9 protein-coding genes are annotated in these 16007 nt (G+C 42.1%); 3 read left to right on the top strand and 6 right to left on the bottom strand.

The window, feature by feature from the left end:
• Window positions 1–121 precede the first annotated feature (121 nt).
• Window positions 122–2740, bottom strand: a complete 2619-nt coding sequence (locus tag GXP67_RS07770) for an ABC transporter permease (protein WP_197901658.1) — start codon at window positions 2738–2740, stop codon at window positions 122–124.
• A gap of 42 nt (window positions 2741–2782) precedes the next feature.
• Window positions 2783–3103: a PadR family transcriptional regulator gene (locus GXP67_RS07765; RefSeq protein WP_162442612.1), complete on the bottom strand. Its 321-nt coding sequence runs from the start codon at window positions 3101–3103 to the stop codon at window positions 2783–2785.
• A 981-nt stretch (window positions 3104–4084) separates the two neighbouring features.
• Here GXP67_RS07765 and GXP67_RS07760 point away from each other — a divergent pair.
• The 3 genes from GXP67_RS07760 to GXP67_RS07750 all read left to right on the top strand — a co-directional run bounded on the left by GXP67_RS07760 (window position 4085) and on the right by GXP67_RS07750 (window position 12317).
• Window positions 4085–7189 (top strand): SusC/RagA family TonB-linked outer membrane protein, encoded by a 3105-nt coding sequence (locus tag GXP67_RS07760; RefSeq protein WP_162442611.1) that lies wholly within the window; start codon window positions 4085–4087, stop codon window positions 7187–7189.
• Window positions 7190–7239: 50 nt separating this feature from the next.
• Complete coding sequence (locus GXP67_RS07755; protein ID WP_162442610.1) at window positions 7240–8781, top strand: SusD/RagB family nutrient-binding outer membrane lipoprotein; 1542 nt, start codon at window positions 7240–7242, stop codon at window positions 8779–8781.
• Between the two features lie 158 nt (window positions 8782–8939).
• Entirely contained in the window at window positions 8940–12317 is a 3378-nt protein-coding gene (locus GXP67_RS07750; RefSeq protein ID WP_162442609.1) for a VCBS repeat-containing protein, read from the top strand.
• Between the two features lie 78 nt (window positions 12318–12395).
• Here GXP67_RS07750 and GXP67_RS07745 read toward each other — a convergent pair whose 3' ends face one another.
• The 4 genes from GXP67_RS07745 to GXP67_RS07730 form a co-directional block, all read right to left on the bottom strand.
• Complete coding sequence (locus GXP67_RS07745; RefSeq protein WP_162442608.1) at window positions 12396–13619, bottom strand: aminotransferase class V-fold PLP-dependent enzyme; 1224 nt, start codon at window positions 13617–13619, stop codon at window positions 12396–12398.
• Window positions 13620–13732: 113 nt separating this feature from the next.
• Complete coding sequence (locus GXP67_RS07740) at window positions 13733–13942, bottom strand: hypothetical protein (protein ID WP_162442607.1); 210 nt, start codon at window positions 13940–13942, stop codon at window positions 13733–13735.
• 68 nt (window positions 13943–14010) lie between these two features.
• The gene (locus tag GXP67_RS07735) at window positions 14011–14469 is read right to left on the bottom strand and encodes a RidA family protein (protein WP_162442606.1); all 459 of its coding nucleotides are present in this window, start codon (window positions 14467–14469) and stop codon (window positions 14011–14013) included.
• 87 nt (window positions 14470–14556) lie between these two features.
• Window positions 14557–15996 carry a PQQ-dependent sugar dehydrogenase gene (locus GXP67_RS07730; RefSeq protein WP_162442605.1) on the bottom strand — a complete coding sequence of 480 codons (1440 nt, stop codon included), beginning with the start codon at window positions 15994–15996 and terminating at the stop codon, window positions 14557–14559.
• Window positions 15997–16007 lie beyond the last annotated feature (11 nt).

Here is a 16007-nt window from a genome sequence, read left to right as displayed (position 1 = left end):
ATTCCTGGCAAGCGAATATACATTCACCTACCAGGAATTTTTACAAACAAAAATGTTGAAAAAATGAAAATGGAAAGCTGACAATGGAAAGCTATTTTTAATTTTCCATTATCCATTCATTTTACTCATTCCGCAACGATTTAGCCGGATCGATAAGGGAAGCCTTTATTGCCTGGAAACTCACTGTAAATAGAGCGATAAGCAGAACTAATATGCCAGCCAGGGTAAATATCCACCAGGAAACATCTATCTGGTATGCAAAATTCTCCAGCCATGAATGACTGATATACCAGGCTGCCGGAATGGCCAGAATAAAAGATAGTAAAACCATTTTTAGAAACTGTGTAGATAATAGTGTGGCAATCTGGCCGGAAGAAGCGCCGAAAACTTTACGGATGCCGATCTCTTTCGTACGCCGTTCGGTGGAGAGCATAGTTAACCCGAATAAGCCGATGCAGGATACAAAAATACTCAGAATGGCGGCTGCAGTAATAATCTGCTTCCATTTTTCTTCTGCTTCATAATTTTTCCGGTTCACCTCATCCATAAAAGCATATTCATACGGGCGGAAAGGAACCAGCTTGCGGTATATTTTTTCAATGGTTTGCAGGGCATATGGAATCTGATCTGGTTTTACTTTGATCCACAGTTCGCCGGAGCCAGTACGGAATAATTGAGGCTGTATTTTTTCTTTCAGCGAGAGGAAATGGTAATCTTTTACGACACCAATAACCGTCATATTTTTCTCATTCCCGTTCACATTAAACACTGTTTTCCCGATAGGATCTTTCCAGCCGGCTTCTTTTACAAAACTTTCATTCACCATAATAGAGTTCTCTCCATCTCCCGGAAAATCTTTGGAAAAATTACGGCCTTTTACCAGCGGAATTTGAAGGGTAGGCAGGAAGTTTTCATCTATCCGGCTGAAGGCAAAATAGATCTCCTTATCATTCACTTTTCCCAGCGTAAAATTTTGCCCTCCGTCTTTGGTAGCTACTCTTTCTATAGAAGCTTCTTTGGCTAACTCATTTTTAAACAGATCGATCAGTTCCCTGTGGTCTCCTCTTCCCAGATGTACCCTTACCAGGCGCTCATCATTATAGCCTAAATCTTTATTAGTCAAAAAATCGAATTGTGAGTATACCACAATAGTAATCATGATCAGGAAGGCTGCCAGGGAAAACTGAACGACAACGAGTGTGCGGGTAAGGAAATTCTTGCCATTAAAGGAATAGCGTTTATACAACGTTTGCACAGGTTTAAAACCAGACAGTACAAAAGCTGGATAAAAGCCTGCAATCAGGCTGGTAAGCAAAAACAAACCGATATAGGCCGCAACCAGACTGAAATCGAATAAGTAAGTAAAACTTAAGCGCTTATTGGCCAGCTCATTAAACAAAGGCATTGCCAGGTTCACCAATAGAATAGCCAGTACAAAAGCAATAAAACTATACCAGAAAGATTCGCTTAAGAACTGATAGATCAACTGTTGCCGGTTACCGCCTACTACTTTCCGGATGCCGATTTCTTTGCTTCGTTTCAGCGAATGAGCCGTAGTCAGATTGATAAAGTTAATACAGGCCATCAGCAGAATGAAAATGGCAATACCCGACAATATATAAGAATAAATAGGATCGCTGTCGTTTTGCAGGCCATTGCGGATGTCGCCGTATTCTGTATCCAGATGAATTTCTAAGAGTGGTTGGAGCATAAAGTGGATGCTGCCTTTGTAGCCTTGCTGCTGTGCCCGTTTAATCTCATCACTGGCTTTACTCAAATACACCTGATCCAGTTTTGGTATTACTTTTCTGTAATCGGCTTGTGGATGGAGTACTATAAAAGTATTGATATAAAATCCCAGCCATTCCGGATCTGGAAATTTCTGAGCGAGGTATTGATAAGGAAATACCAGGCTGAACTGGATAGACGAGTTTTGAGGTGTATTTTTGGCAACCCCAGAAATAGTAAACAACTCAAACTGGTCTCTCATTTCCAGTTCTATGGTCTTGCCAAGTACCTTAGTTGTACCAAAATAGTTGTAAGCCATTTCTTCCGTAATTACCACTGAATTTATATGAGAAAGCACATTAGCAGGATTGCCTTCTACTAAAGGAAATGAAAAAACAGAGAAGAAATCAGGATCTACCCATACGATTTCCTGGTTAAAGAATGCATTATTAGCTTTTACTATATACATGCCGCTCGACATCCGGACGTAGGTTTCAATTTCAGGAATTTCTTCTTTGAAACTGGGTCCTACGATCATATTGGTGCTACCAATTTTATGTACTTCCCCTTCATTATTCCGGTTGTTTACACCTATGCGGAAAATATGGTTTTTCTTTTCGTGAAAACGGTCGAAACTGACTTCATCTTTGGTATACAGGAAAATGAGCATACAGCAAGCCAGTCCTACGCTGAGCCCGGCAACATGAATAAAGCTGAATACTTTATTGCGCTTCATATTCCGGAAGGCAATGGTCAGGTAATTGCGAAACATATCGGTAAAGTTTGGTGATGGATAGGGTGGAGGGTTGCGTTTGAGTGTAAAAGGACGTATAAAGCTAAGCACGCAATATATATAGGCTTTATCAGCGGCAGGCTTTCCTTTTTCCTGTACTTGTTTGTAATAGCGTTCATATAAATCTCCCTGAATTTCTTCCAGCAGTTGAGGGGCGCAAAACCACTCTAATAATTGATCTGCCCATTTGGGTGGCTGCGGTTGTACGGATGTATTCATAAAATCAGTATTGCGTTAATGAGCGGAAATAGTAAATGAAAATTAGGAAGTTTTAGGAATCATTCCCCACAGGTGCATTCTCACTTCCTGAATTTCCTGTAAAGCCCGGTTGCCGGCTACTGAAACCGTAAAAAACCGTTTTCTTCGTCCACCCCGTTCCTGGGTAGCACCTCCCATCCGGGAATTGACAAAGCCTTTTTCTTCGAGGCGCTGCAAAGCTGCATGTACGGCACTCAAACTTACCGATCTTCCGGTTTGCTTTTCTAATTCTTCTGTAATGGCAAGGCCATATGCCTGGTTATTTAATACAGCAACAATCAGCAGAACTACTTCTTCAAATTCGCCCAAGTAGGTTCGTTTCATAGTTTATATTATTTCAACTTTTGTAGAACAAATATATTGCCAATAGCTATATCGAACTGATATTCAATGCAATATAGTGAAAATAGAAAGTGAGCAACTTTTACAAGTGTCTTAAAGCGGACAATGTGCTGTCCGTTTTAGTACAGAAGTAGAAGATTATTGAAGAAGGGAAGAGTATTAGTTGAATAGTAGGAAGATCAAAGAATGCTAGCCTGTTTTTATACCTTTTCTTACTATGTTGAGTTTCAAGTTCATCTTATTCGACAGCTCATTCAAGTGTATACAATTCTGATTATGTGTAGGATAAATCTTTGCTTAGCCATTTTTTGTATCAGGAAAGTGCAAAATCCACAACTGTAATAAATGAACTTAAATTAGAAGACAGCTTATAGTAATAAAAATTGAGTAATAACTTGTTGTTTTTAGAATTATTACAAGATAAAGTTTAGTGAGCAGCGCAGCTGGTTCTATCTCAATATTTGAATAAACTGTTGAAAAATAACGCTTTGATTATAAGAGCAGTCAACTATAAGTAGAATGTGTATAAATGCATTCTCTAGATTTCTCACTTATAATTTTCGTTTTAAAAAGGTTGTGAGTAACTTATATAGCTTGATTAATATATAAGATAAGTATGATAATATATCATAGTACTTCTGCGCCCTTTATACAAATATTGATTGGAATGAGAATACTTTGGATGTGATCTCCAAATTATGGCTTTTCGGGCAAGCAACTGATATCTTCGGCAGCATATGCATTTAAAGATAATTCAGCGCTTTTTATATAATAATTAAAATAAGCCTCTTTACTATCTCAAATAAGTATTTCTTCGAGAACCCTTGCATTATAATTTGTTTGTTTCTAAGTTAGCCAATTATAAATATTGTATTTAACCATTAAATGCCATATTAAATTTCGTACAGTAGTCTATCCCGAATTTGAATTTTTTCCTTAACCATTATTAAAACCAATTCTATTATGAAGCAAAAGTTTTATCTTCTAATTGTGCTATTCTGTATAAGTATTGGGCCTCTCCTGGCACAGTCTACAACCGTAAGCGGGACTGTAAAGGATGATAACAACGAGCCCTTACCTGCAGTAAACGTACTGCTGAAAGGAACTACCACTGGTACAGCTACAGATGCAAACGGAGCCTACCAGCTTACGGTAGACGGAAATGGTACCCTGGTTTTTTCTGCCATTGGCTTTGTTACACAAGAAGTTCCTGTTAACAACCGGTCAACCATTAATATTGCCCTGGCACCTGATGTGAAAAGCTTGAGTGAAGTAGTGGTAACCGCATTAGGTATCGAAAGACAAGCAAAAACCCTTACCTATGCTACCCAGCAACTCGAAGGCCGTCAACTCACCCAGGTTCGGGATGCTACCGGTAGTGCTGTAAACTCTCTGGCCGGGAAAGTGGCCGGCTTAACCATTACTCAATCTGCCAATGGTCCTGGTGGTGCCAACCGGGTAGTACTGCGCGGAAATCGCTCCATTACCGGAAATAACAATGCTTTGTTTGTAGTAGATGGCGTTGCTATTGATAATTCCTCCAGAGGACAGGTTACTTCTTCGTTTGGCGGAAATAACTCCAGTGATGCTGCCGCCAACATCAACCCGGATGATATAGAGTCTATCAACGTATTAAAAGGAGCTGCCGCTGCTGCGCTGTATGGAAGCCGGGCTGCCAACGGTGTTATTCTGATCACAACCAAACGGGGTAAAGCCGGTCAGGTATCTGTAGACGTGAATTCAGGAGCTTCTATTTCTGCACCCATGCTGTTGCCTGATTTCCAGAATGACTACGGACAAGGATTAGGAGGGGTATATGCAGCCAATTCAGAAAGAAGCTGGGGACCCAGAATGGAAGGACAAACCCTGACAGACTGGAGAGGCAATCAAACTCCTTTTTCTCCCCAGCCAGATAATATCCGCGACTTTTTCCGTAATGCCTTGTCGCTGAATAATTCCATTGGCGTAAGCGGAGGAAGTGAAAAACTGCAAACCTATATCTCATACACCAATAATTATGTAGAGGGATTGCTGCCTACCAATGATATGGTACGTCATACGGCTAACCTGCGGTTGAATGCACAGATTTCCAGCAAACTGAATGTGGAAGGTAAAATTACCTATATGCAGCAGGACATTGATAATAAACCTGCTGTGGGCGAAACTGCTGCCCCCTTAAATAGTTTGTTTCAGGTTCCCCGCAATATCCGCCAATCAGATATGGAAGATTACCAAAGAATAGATGAAGCCACAGGCCTTCCGGTACAAAACTACTGGTTACCTGGCTCTTCTGTATTGCAAAATCCCTACTGGATTGTAAACCGGAACTCCTATTATGAAGACCGTGCGAGAGTAACCGCTTTTGGTCTGGCCAGATACAATATTACCAACTGGTTAAATGCCCAGTTACGGGTAAGTGTAGACCGCTATAACGACCGGTTGGAAGAGAAACATTATCAAGGTTCTTACTGGATCAACCAGGCTGGCGGGCAATACGGCTTTGGTACAAACTATGTAAATGAGCGCAATATTGATGTGTTAATCAGTGGAAATAATACTCTCAGCGAAGCATTTAAAATTAACTATAACGTTGGTGGACAGTTGCTTAATCGGGATAGTGAATTTAATTACAGCGGTTCCAACGGTTTGCTGAAACCTAATTTATTCGCCATTACCAATACAGGAAACGTAACTCCTTCCTATAATTATTTCAACAGGAAATTACAGGGAATTTATGCCACTGCCCAGCTCTCCTTCCGCGATTACCTGATTCTGGATTTAACTGCCCGTAACGACTGGTCTTCTACCTTGCCAGCTTCCAACCGGTCTTATTTCTATCCGTCAGTTGGGTTAACCTATGTATTATCGGATATGGTAACCTTGCCTGAATTTATAACTTTTGCCAAGATCAGAGGTTCGTATACCCAGGTAGGTAATGATGCCAGCCCCTATCTGTTGCAGCAGACCTATACCGTTTCACAGGGCGGATTGAATGGATGGGTTACCCGGGATGCCACACAATCTATTCCCGGATTAAAACCTGAAATAACCAAGTCGTATGAATTTGGACTTGACTGGCGTTTTCTCAAAAACAGGCTGGGACTCGATTTAACCGTGTATCATACCAATACCATTAACCAGTTGTTAACCTTATCCTTACCTCCGGCTTCTGGTTTCACCAATAAATACATCAACGTAGGAGATGTTCAAAACCGGGGTATTGAAATTATGTTAACTACTACTCCAGTTCAAACATCTAAATTTACCTGGAATGCCAATTTTAACTTCGCCGCCAACCGCAATAAAATTCTTGAATTAAGTCCGGATATCAAACGCGTAGGTCTTAGCTCCGATTCACGGGTGGGTGATGTAGTAGTAGAAGAAGGCAAACGTTTTGGTGAAATTTATACAGAAGGATGGGCGACTGATCCAGCAACCGGCCAGTTCCTGATCAATACCAACGGATTGCCGGTGATTACTTCTGGCTTAACAAAATATGTAGGTAATTATAATCCCGACTGGATGCTAGGGTTTAACAACACGTTTACTTATGGCAACTGGACATTAGGGGTATTATTAGATGGACGCTTTGGAGGAGTAATGGTATCCGGAGGTGATGGCTTGAGAACCTCAAATGGCTCTGTTGAAGTAACCTTGCCTTTCCGGGAAGGCGGATGGGTACTGCCAGGTATTGTAGATGGTACTGGTGAGGTGAATACCAAAGCCATTAGATCAGAGGATTTCTGGTATTACATGGGTGGCCGGTATTCCAGAGGGCAAATTTATACCTATGATGCAACCAATGTCCGTTTACGGGAAGCAAATCTGGGATACTCCTTCAACATGCCTGAAAATTTCTTCCTGCGTTCGGCCAGAATTTCAGTGGTTGCCCGCAATTTATTCTTCTTATACCGTGGTAGCTCTACCTTCAATATACCTGGAATCGGCAAGCGCAAAATGGACTTCGACCCAGAGGCTAATCTAGGCTCCGGTAACCTGCAAGGCTTGGAATACAATGCCCTGCCAACGGCACGCACGGTAGGTGTAAACGTTAATTTAGGATTTTAGCCCCTTGTACTCAGGTTTTATTCAAATTTTATAAAAAATTTCAGAAAAGAATGAAAAACATTAAGTTATATTCCATCAAACTGCTAAGTGGTGTTACCTTACTGGGGGCACTATTTAACAGTTGTACTGATAAGTTTGAAGAAGTGAACACGAATCCAACCAAGATCACAGCCTTAGGGACAGGTGAATATGGGATGATGTTCGCCAAAGCTGAATCCGTTCCCTTTGCTTCGTATCAGATCTCTCAGAACCTGTTTGCAGATTTGTATGCCCAGTATTTTTCCTTAACAGCAAGTTATTTCCAGTCTGACCGCTATACCATGCGTTTCGACTGGCTTACTGGTCACTGGAATCCGCCATATACCCAGGGCGTACCTCAGTTAAAAACAATACTTACTGAAACGGAAGGTAAGTTGCCGGCAGAGAATGCCCTGGCGAAAATCTGGTGGGTATTTATGTTTCACCGGGTAACCGATTATTACGGTCCCATTCCTTATTTTCAGGCAGGTACAGATCAAAAAGTTATTCCTTATGATGCACAGGATAAAATCTATGACGATTTTTTCAAGAAGTTAGCCGAAGCCACAGACGTATTGAATGCCAATAAGGATAAAAAACCATTTGAAAAATACGATGCCATTTATGCCGGAGATGTAGACAAATGGATCAAATTTGCGAATACACTCCGTTTACGCTTAGCCCTGCGTATTTCGGATGTTGACCCGGCACGTGCCAAAACCGAAGCTGAAGCTGCTGTAGCCGGAGGTGTAATGACCGCCATTACAGATGATGCCATGCTGAAAGTAAGCGGTAAAGGAGCTGATATTAATACCTTTAACCAGATCACCAACTGGAATGAGTTCCGCATGAGTGCTTCTATGGAAAGTGTATTAAAAGGATATAATGATCCCAGGGTTTCTGCGTATTTCCAGCCCGCAGATGCTACCGGAACCTACGAAGGACTACGCAATGGTTTATTACCAGCCCAGCAAGGACTTCAGCTCAATACGCCTAATTACAACTCAAACGTATCAGCCAGATTCACAGTAGCCAACCAGAATACCAATCCACAGGATGTAATGCATGCCGCAGAAGCCTACTTCCTCCGGTCAGAAGGTGCGTTGAACAACTGGAATATGAATGGTACCGCCAAAGAATTGTATGAGCAGGGAATCCGCATATCCATGAATCAGTGGGGTACTACCGATGATGCCGCTATTACTGCCTACATCAATAGTTTGGCTACACCTGTTGCGCCGCAAGATCAGCAGAATTCACCAGCCTTGTCAGATATACCTGTATTATGGGGGGCAACAGCAGATATTCAGCGGGAGCAGATCAATACCCAGAAATGGATTGCCTTGTATCCGGATGGATTCGAAGCCTGGGCAAACTTCCGGAGAAGCGACTATCCTACACTTTATCCGGTAGTAGCCTCCGATAATTCAGATGTTCCAACCGGGCAATTTATCAAACGTATTCCTTTTATCACCCTGGAAAAACAAACCAATGGTCCGGCAGTTACAGCCGCTGAAGCTTTGCTGGGTGGACCTGATAAAGCCAGTACGCCGCTGTGGTGGGATAAAAAGTAATTCAATGTATAGTTGATGATAAATCTGAATCGGTGGGGTATTTTATACTTCACCGATTTTTCTTTTATCTTTATTATATTATCCGTTATTTACTAGAATCAAACATATACAGATAGGTTCTTTGTAATTTTTCATTCCTCATTATCTGCTTTTGCACAATGTTTCGTTTCCTGTTCCTTTTTCTTTCCCTCATATTATTTCAAACCTGTAAACAAAAGCAGGAACAGAGTACGCTATTCTCTCTATTACCAGCTAGTGAAACTGGCATTAAGTTCTCTAACCAGCTCACTGAATCCGAAGAGTTTAATGTGCTCAAGTATGGGTATTTCTACAATGGTGGGGGAGTTGCTATTGGCGATTTGAACAACGATGGATTGCAGGATATTTATTTTACGGGCAATATGGTAAGCAACCGCCTATATATCAATAAAGGCAGTTTTGAATTTGAAGATGTGACAGAAAGCGCTGGAGTAGGGGCAATGGTGGGCTGGAAAACGGGCGTAACGATGGCCGATATAAATGCCGATGGTTTACTGGATATATATGTGTGCCGGTCCGGAAGCAGTGTGGCTAAAGAACGGGAAAACCTGCTGTATATCAACCAGGGCAACATGCGTTTTACAGAACAGGCAGCTGCGTATGGCCTTAACGATGCCGGATATTCCACCCAGGCTGCTTTTTTTGATTACGACAACGATGGAGACCTGGATATGTGGCTCCTGAATCATTCGGTGCAGGAATATGCCGGTTTCAGCCAGATCACCGCCAGGTTAAAATCACAGAAAAATCCTTTGTTTGCCAGTCGCTTATTTAAAAATGAAAAAGGCAAATTCACTGATGTGAGTGAGCAGGCTGGGCTGGTGAATAATGTATTAAGCTTTGGCCTGGGCATCGGCATATCCGATTTTAATAAAGATGGCTGGCCGGATGTCTATATTTCCAATGATTATAACGAGCAGGATTACCTATACCTCAACCAGAAAGACGGTTCGTTCCGGGAGAGTTTAAAAGAGTGTATCGGACATACGTCGCTGTTTTCGATGGGCGTAGATGTAGGGGATGTAAATAACGATGGCTGGATGGATATACTCACGCTGGATATGCTTCCGGAAGATAATTACCGCCAGAAACAAGTAATGGGTTCTGATAACTATGATAAAAACCAGTTACTGGTGCGCGCAGGGTTTTACCACCAGAATATGCGCAACATGCTACAGCTCAACAATGGTCCTATCCAACTGAGTAATTCCACCGGAAAGCCTGAGAATATTAAGGGCGTTTCATTCAGTGAAATTGGCCAGCTGGCTGGGGTATCGAATACTGACTGGAGCTGGGCACCTTTGTTTGCCGACTTCAATAATGATGGCTATTCAGACCTTTTTATCAGTAATGGTTATGCCCGGGATTATACCAATATGGATTTCCTGAGTTTTGCTGCAGATGAGAAAATGAAAGAAGGGCAAGGTGGCCAGAAAATGACAGTGCAACAAGTAATTGGAAAAATGCCCTCGGCGATTGTAAAGAATTACATGTATGAGAACAAGGGAAATTTGACCTTTGCCAAACAAACTGAAGCATGGGGTTTTAACCAGACCAGTATTTCGACCGGAGCCGCCTATGCCGACCTGGACAATGATGGAGATTTGGATCTGGTGGTAAATAATACCAATGAAGCCGCTTTTGTATACCAGAATAATCTGGAAATTCAGACCAAGGACCTCCACTTTCTGAAAGTAAAACTGGCTGGCGAAGGAAAGAATACACAAGGAATAGGTGCCATGGTACAAGTTATTTGCAAAGATAAAACCTTAGTTCAGGAGATGATGCCTACCAGGGGTTTTCAGTCCTCGGTGCCAGCTGAACTGGTGTTTGGGTTGGGTACTTCAGAAATACAGCAAGTGAAATTAACATGGCCGGGTGGAAAAGTACAAATGCTTGCTTCTGTGAAGCTGGATCAAACCATTACCCTGCAAGAAAAAGATGCATCCGTCTCTACTAGTTCACCGGAACCGTCTGCACCACTGTTCACGCAAGAGAACACTACAATTGATTTTACACATCAGGAAGAAAATTTTATCGATTTTAAAATTCAGCGTTTGCTACCGCATGCACTTTCTGCACAAGGGCCGCATATAGCCCAGGGAGATGTAAATGGAGATGGCCGGGAAGACCTATTCATTTGTGGTGCCCGTGGCCAAGAGAGCCAGTTCTTTATTCAATCAGCGGATGCAACTTTTAAAGCGCTTCCGCAACCAGATCTTGCCAAAGATGCAACTGCCGAAGATACAGATGCCAGTTTTTTCGATGCCGACGGAGACAAGGATGTAGACCTGTTGGTAGTTAGTGGTGGTTACTGTTTCCCGGCCAATGATCCCAACTTACAGCCCCGTTTGTATTTGAATGATGGCAAAGGCAAATTCACCCGCAAAGTTGAACTGCTTCCGACTATGGCTGTAGATGCTTCTTGCGTGAAACCTGGAGATATAGATGGCGATGGCGATATGGATGTATTTATTGGGGGAAGGGTTATTCCCGGCCAGTATCCGAAAACTCCGGAAAGCTATTTACTGGTCAATAATGGTAAAGGGCAGTTTACCATCCAAACCGATCAACTAGCGCCTCAACTGAAAATTATAGGTATGGTAACAGATGCGCTCTGGCTGGATATTAACCAGGACAAAGCCCAGGATTTAGTAGTGGTGGGAGAGTGGATGCCTATTTCCATTTTTATCAATCAGCAAGGCAAACTTGTGAACCAGACTTCTACTTATTTGCCTGAAAATTCGTCTGGCTGGTGGAACCGGATTATTGCTCAGGATTTCGATAAAGATGGAGATATGGATCTGGTGGTAGGAAATCTGGGTTTAAACAGCCAGATGAAAGTAAGCGAACAACAACCAGCTACAATGCTTTACAGCGATTTTGATAACAATGGCTCCATTGATCCTATCTTGAGTTATTATATCGAAGGTAAAAACCATCCTGCTTTCAGCCGGGACGAACTCGGAGGTCAGATGCCAGCCATTAAAAAACGGTTTACCAGTTATGAAACTTATGCCAGAGCAACGGTAGAAGATATGTTCACAAAGGAGCAGTTACAGGCAGCCCAAAAGTTAATAGCAACCCGATTCCAAACTTCCTATCTGGAAAACGTAAATGGCAAATTTACTTTCAAAACACTACCTATAGAAGCTCAATTTTCTCCGGTCTATGCCATACAATCCGTAGATATCAATGGAGATGGAAACCTGGATATATTGCTCGGCGGAAACATGGAAAAAACCAGGGTTGCTATTGGAAAATACGATGCTAATTATGGAACCGTATTGCTGGGAAATGGCAATGGAAATTTTTCCTCTTTGCCCCAAATCCATTCTGGCTTACACATCAGGGGAGATGTGCGGGATATAATCGTATTAGAGCAGGAAAATGAAGAGAAAAAAGTAGTAGTTGCAGTAAATAATTCCAAACTACAAACATATGCGTTGGAGGGTAAAAAACAGGATATAACAGCTACCTCACAGACAGAAAAGTAGTAGAAAATTAACCCTTCACTTCTATAGTAAAGGGTTAACTAACTAGTTAATGTTATACAGGGAATCCTTTTGAAAAGGTTAGACCGTAGCTTTTGAAAACTCTTCGGTTAATCGTTTGGCTACAATTTTCTCCTGGCCGGGTTTCATCATCCACACAGTTACACTAAAAGCATCTGGTCCGCCGCCGCCTACTTCGATTGAAGGGTTTCCATTGCGCAGATTGGTGATCAGGTCTTGTTTCTCTAGCTTTACTTTGTTTTTATCCCAGGTTACTTCCAGCGTTGGTGTATGATTGCCTAGCGGAGGTACATGTGTTTTGGTTTGTACCCCATCCACTTTTTTGATGGCATTATCGATGTGGGCGATGCCTTCTTCCCACTGTTTCCATATTTTATCGTGATCCAGATTGATGAATTTTTCCAGGGCTACATACATTCCCAGAATCTCTTCTTTATTAATCTTCATGCCCCGGCCAATGGTAAAACCTCTGGGCGGCATATGCATTCTGGCGGCAGCAATCAGGTTTTTCTTGCCCATCAACAAACCGGCACTCTGAGGTCCACGCATGGCTTTTCCCCCGGAAATACACACCAGATCAAAACCCATATCATTGAATTTCCAGAGATTTTCTACAGGCGGCACATCAGCCGCTATATCGATCATGGTCGGAATATTGTGCTTTTTTCCCAGGGCTACCCATTCTTCATGCTGTATTTTACCCTTATCTGATTGAATATGCAGAAACCACATCATAGCTGTACGTTCATTGATGGCCTTCTCTACCTCTTCTGCTGTTTCTACAAATACTACCTTACAACCGGTATTGGTAAGCGCCTGTTTATACACAATATCATGGCCTTTCTGAATAATTACTTCGGATTTCATGCCGGTGTATTCCAGGTGAGGAAGCTGCTCTACTTTTTTCTGGTCGGTACCAGTAAGTACCCCAGCCAACCCCAGGGTAATGGCAGAAAAAGCACCGGAAGTAACGACAGCCGATTCCGAGTGTACCAGCTTGGCAATTTTTTCGCCTACTTTGTCTTGTACTTCATCGAGCAGGCAAAATTCTTTAGCAGCAAAATTAATAGTTTCCAATACCTCGTCCTGCATCAGAGAACCAGTCATAAAGGTGAGAGTACCGGCGGCATTAATAAAGGTGCGGATGCCCAGTTCCTTGAACAGGTCGCGTTTGGGTTGTTTTGGTAAGGCCTGTGCCGATTGTAACGGAAGGCCGCTTCCAACAAGTCCTCCTACGACTGGCAGGGCAGTTAAGCGTTTAATGAGTTTTCTTCTATTGAGCATAGGAGTAATGGCAAATGATGAATGAAAAAAGGGGTTTTAAATGTCAATAGTCATTAGTCAATAGTTATTGGTCATTATCAAAAATAGATTTAGAGACTTTTGTCTAGATATGTTTATGTATAAATAATAAATTGTGAATTGCTTAAGCCGTCTTTACTTTTATTTTGCTTGCCCAAAATAAAAGTAACAAAACAAAAGGGCAAAATGAAAAATGCTTCCTCCCACAATTCAACGCGCACCCCGCTTTTCATTTCTCCTCTCCCGCAAGGAATTTTTGTTTGATTTTTGTATTCCTCACGTACACGCTTATTCTTACTATCCACAACTTTAAAACAAATTCAGTAAGTCATTAATAGCTATTTTTCACTAATGACAATTGACCAATGACTAATTACACATAAGCAATGCAGTCCATTTCGACTAAAGAGTCGCCAGGTACACCGCCGTATACAGCTACTGTGGTACGCACCGGAGGCTTGCTGCCGAAACGTCCTTTGTATACTTCATTCATGCCCTTATAATCGTTCAGGTCGTGCAGGTACACATTTACTTTCAGCACTTTGTCCATAGAAGAACCAGCTCTTTTCAGCTCTGCTTCTATTTCTTTCAGTACTTCTTCAGTGTGTACTTTTATATCGCCTTCCTTGTGATAACCTTTGCCAGCTACAAATATCAGGTTGCCATGTTTGGTAGAACCAGAAAACAAGGGAACATCCTGATAGTTGGTAACATTGAATACTTCCTTCTCAGGAGCAGCATCTGTTTTAGCCTGGGCTACTGCGCCTAAACCGGTAATACCTGCTACGGAAGCAAAAATTCTTTTGAGAATGGATCTTCTTTGGGTTTTCATATGGGAGAATTGGGTTTGTATAAAATGTAAATTTAATTGTTACAAAATAGTATATAGGCACGGCGGTGTATAAAATTAGCTTTATTTCTACAGTTTAGCCTTCTTTTTATTGTCGGCACCCGGAAGGGTAATTTTCCAGATATTTCCGGCTTTGCCTCCGTATTCAATGATATACACTGTATTGCCAATTAGTAAGGCATCTGTAGGTTGCGAAAAACCCTCTACCATACGCGTAGTTTTAACGCTGTAATTATCTTTGGCTTTATCATAGGTTAAATCCAGGTGCAACAGGTCGGCTCCCTGCTCAGTAAAAGCTTTCATCATGCTGGCTCTTCTCCCTAAGGTATACCGGAGTACAAATCCATCTCCATTCAGATCAACGGCAAGAACTTTATTGGTGTCAAAAAACAGGCCTAAGGGAGAGCTGTGCGGGGTGAAGGTACCAACAGTTGCCCGTGTAGAATCTCCATCCATCACTTTTCCGGTGGTACGGTCACGATATTCATTGGCATCTGGACCTATATTTTGAACAGCGGCAGTAAAGTTGAGATTAGCTGGCTTTTTAGGAAATTCAGGATCATTGCGGAAATATCTCACCGACCAGGCATGGGCAAATTTAGGGATAAATGGATCTGTTTCAGGGCTAGGTTGCCAGTCGGGGTTTTGCTGAGGATTTTCAATGCCACCCATCACCCAGGGAAACCCGTAATGGTGCCCTTGTCTGATCCAGAACATATCTTCCGGATGATCATAATCGCCGGAATTAGAAACCGCAAATAAATTCCCCTCTGTGTCAAAAGCCAGATCATAGGCATTGCGGATTCCTTGTGCATACAAGTAACCATCAGATTTTAACTTTGCTTCATCATCTGGCAGCAATATATTTTTAGACTCTATAGGAAACCGGAAAATACAACTGGTTAAGGCAGCATCTCTGGCATTAGGATATTCTCCTCCATTATCCTGCACTTCTCCATGATCAGTGCGTGCGCCGCTATTGACATAAATATACTTACCATCCGGACTAACAGCCAGTCCATTGAAGCCATGATCAAAAACAGTTTTAGTGCTCCCAATCTCTATGGTATTAAATACTTCTGTCATTTCATGTTTTCCGGAAGGCTTTAATTTGTAGCGTACCATTCTGCCCTTGGTGCCTTTGTTATTATTTACACTGATATTTCCGCATAAAAAGAGCGTATTCTTGTAAAAAGCAGCTCCCTGCAAACGGGTGATGCCATGGTCGGCGGCGCTGAATACCTGTTCGGCTACCGGCTGCTGGCCATTGCTGTGCTTTATTTTAAATACATTTCCGTCGAAGGTAGTATAGTAAAAATCGCCGGTGGTCGGTTCCTGCAATAACCTGACTGCCTGTGGGCCGATATCCATAAAATGCTCAATTTTTATATCCGGACGCAAGGCAACAGGAGGTTTCGGGGCCGTTGTCTGCTGTGCATACGTCAACGCTGAAGAAAACAGAAGTACTGCTACTACGTATATTCTACCTATATATGAGCGAAGAGTCATGCTTTTAACTA

Source organism: Rhodocytophaga rosea (assembly GCF_010119975.1).
GTDB classification, from domain to species: Bacteria; Bacteroidota; Bacteroidia; order Cytophagales; family 172606-1; genus Rhodocytophaga; species Rhodocytophaga rosea.
Note: the sequence above shows the minus strand (reverse complement) of the source record. Positions and strands in the feature narration are given on the sequence as shown.

What these genes read in the sequence shown, in the direction of transcription:
- GXP67_RS07770 (WP_197901658.1), bottom strand. Translation starts at nt 2,740, where the DNA reads ATGAATACATCCGTACAACCGCAGCCACCCAAATGGGCAGATCAATTA.
- GXP67_RS07765 (WP_162442612.1), bottom strand. Translation starts at nt 3,103, where the DNA reads ATGAAACGAACCTACTTGGGCGAATTTGAAGAAGTAGTTCTGCTGATT.
- GXP67_RS07760 (WP_162442611.1), top strand. Translation starts at nt 4,085, where the DNA reads ATGAAGCAAAAGTTTTATCTTCTAATTGTGCTATTCTGTATAAGTATT.
- GXP67_RS07755 (WP_162442610.1), top strand. Translation starts at nt 7,240, where the DNA reads ATGAAAAACATTAAGTTATATTCCATCAAACTGCTAAGTGGTGTTACC.
- GXP67_RS07750 (WP_162442609.1), top strand. Translation starts at nt 8,940, where the DNA reads ATGTTTCGTTTCCTGTTCCTTTTTCTTTCCCTCATATTATTTCAAACC.
- GXP67_RS07745 (WP_162442608.1), bottom strand. Translation starts at nt 13,619, where the DNA reads ATGCTCAATAGAAGAAAACTCATTAAACGCTTAACTGCCCTGCCAGTC.
- GXP67_RS07735 (WP_162442606.1), bottom strand. Translation starts at nt 14,469, where the DNA reads ATGAAAACCCAAAGAAGATCCATTCTCAAAAGAATTTTTGCTTCCGTA.
- GXP67_RS07730 (WP_162442605.1), bottom strand. Translation starts at nt 15,996, where the DNA reads ATGACTCTTCGCTCATATATAGGTAGAATATACGTAGTAGCAGTACTT.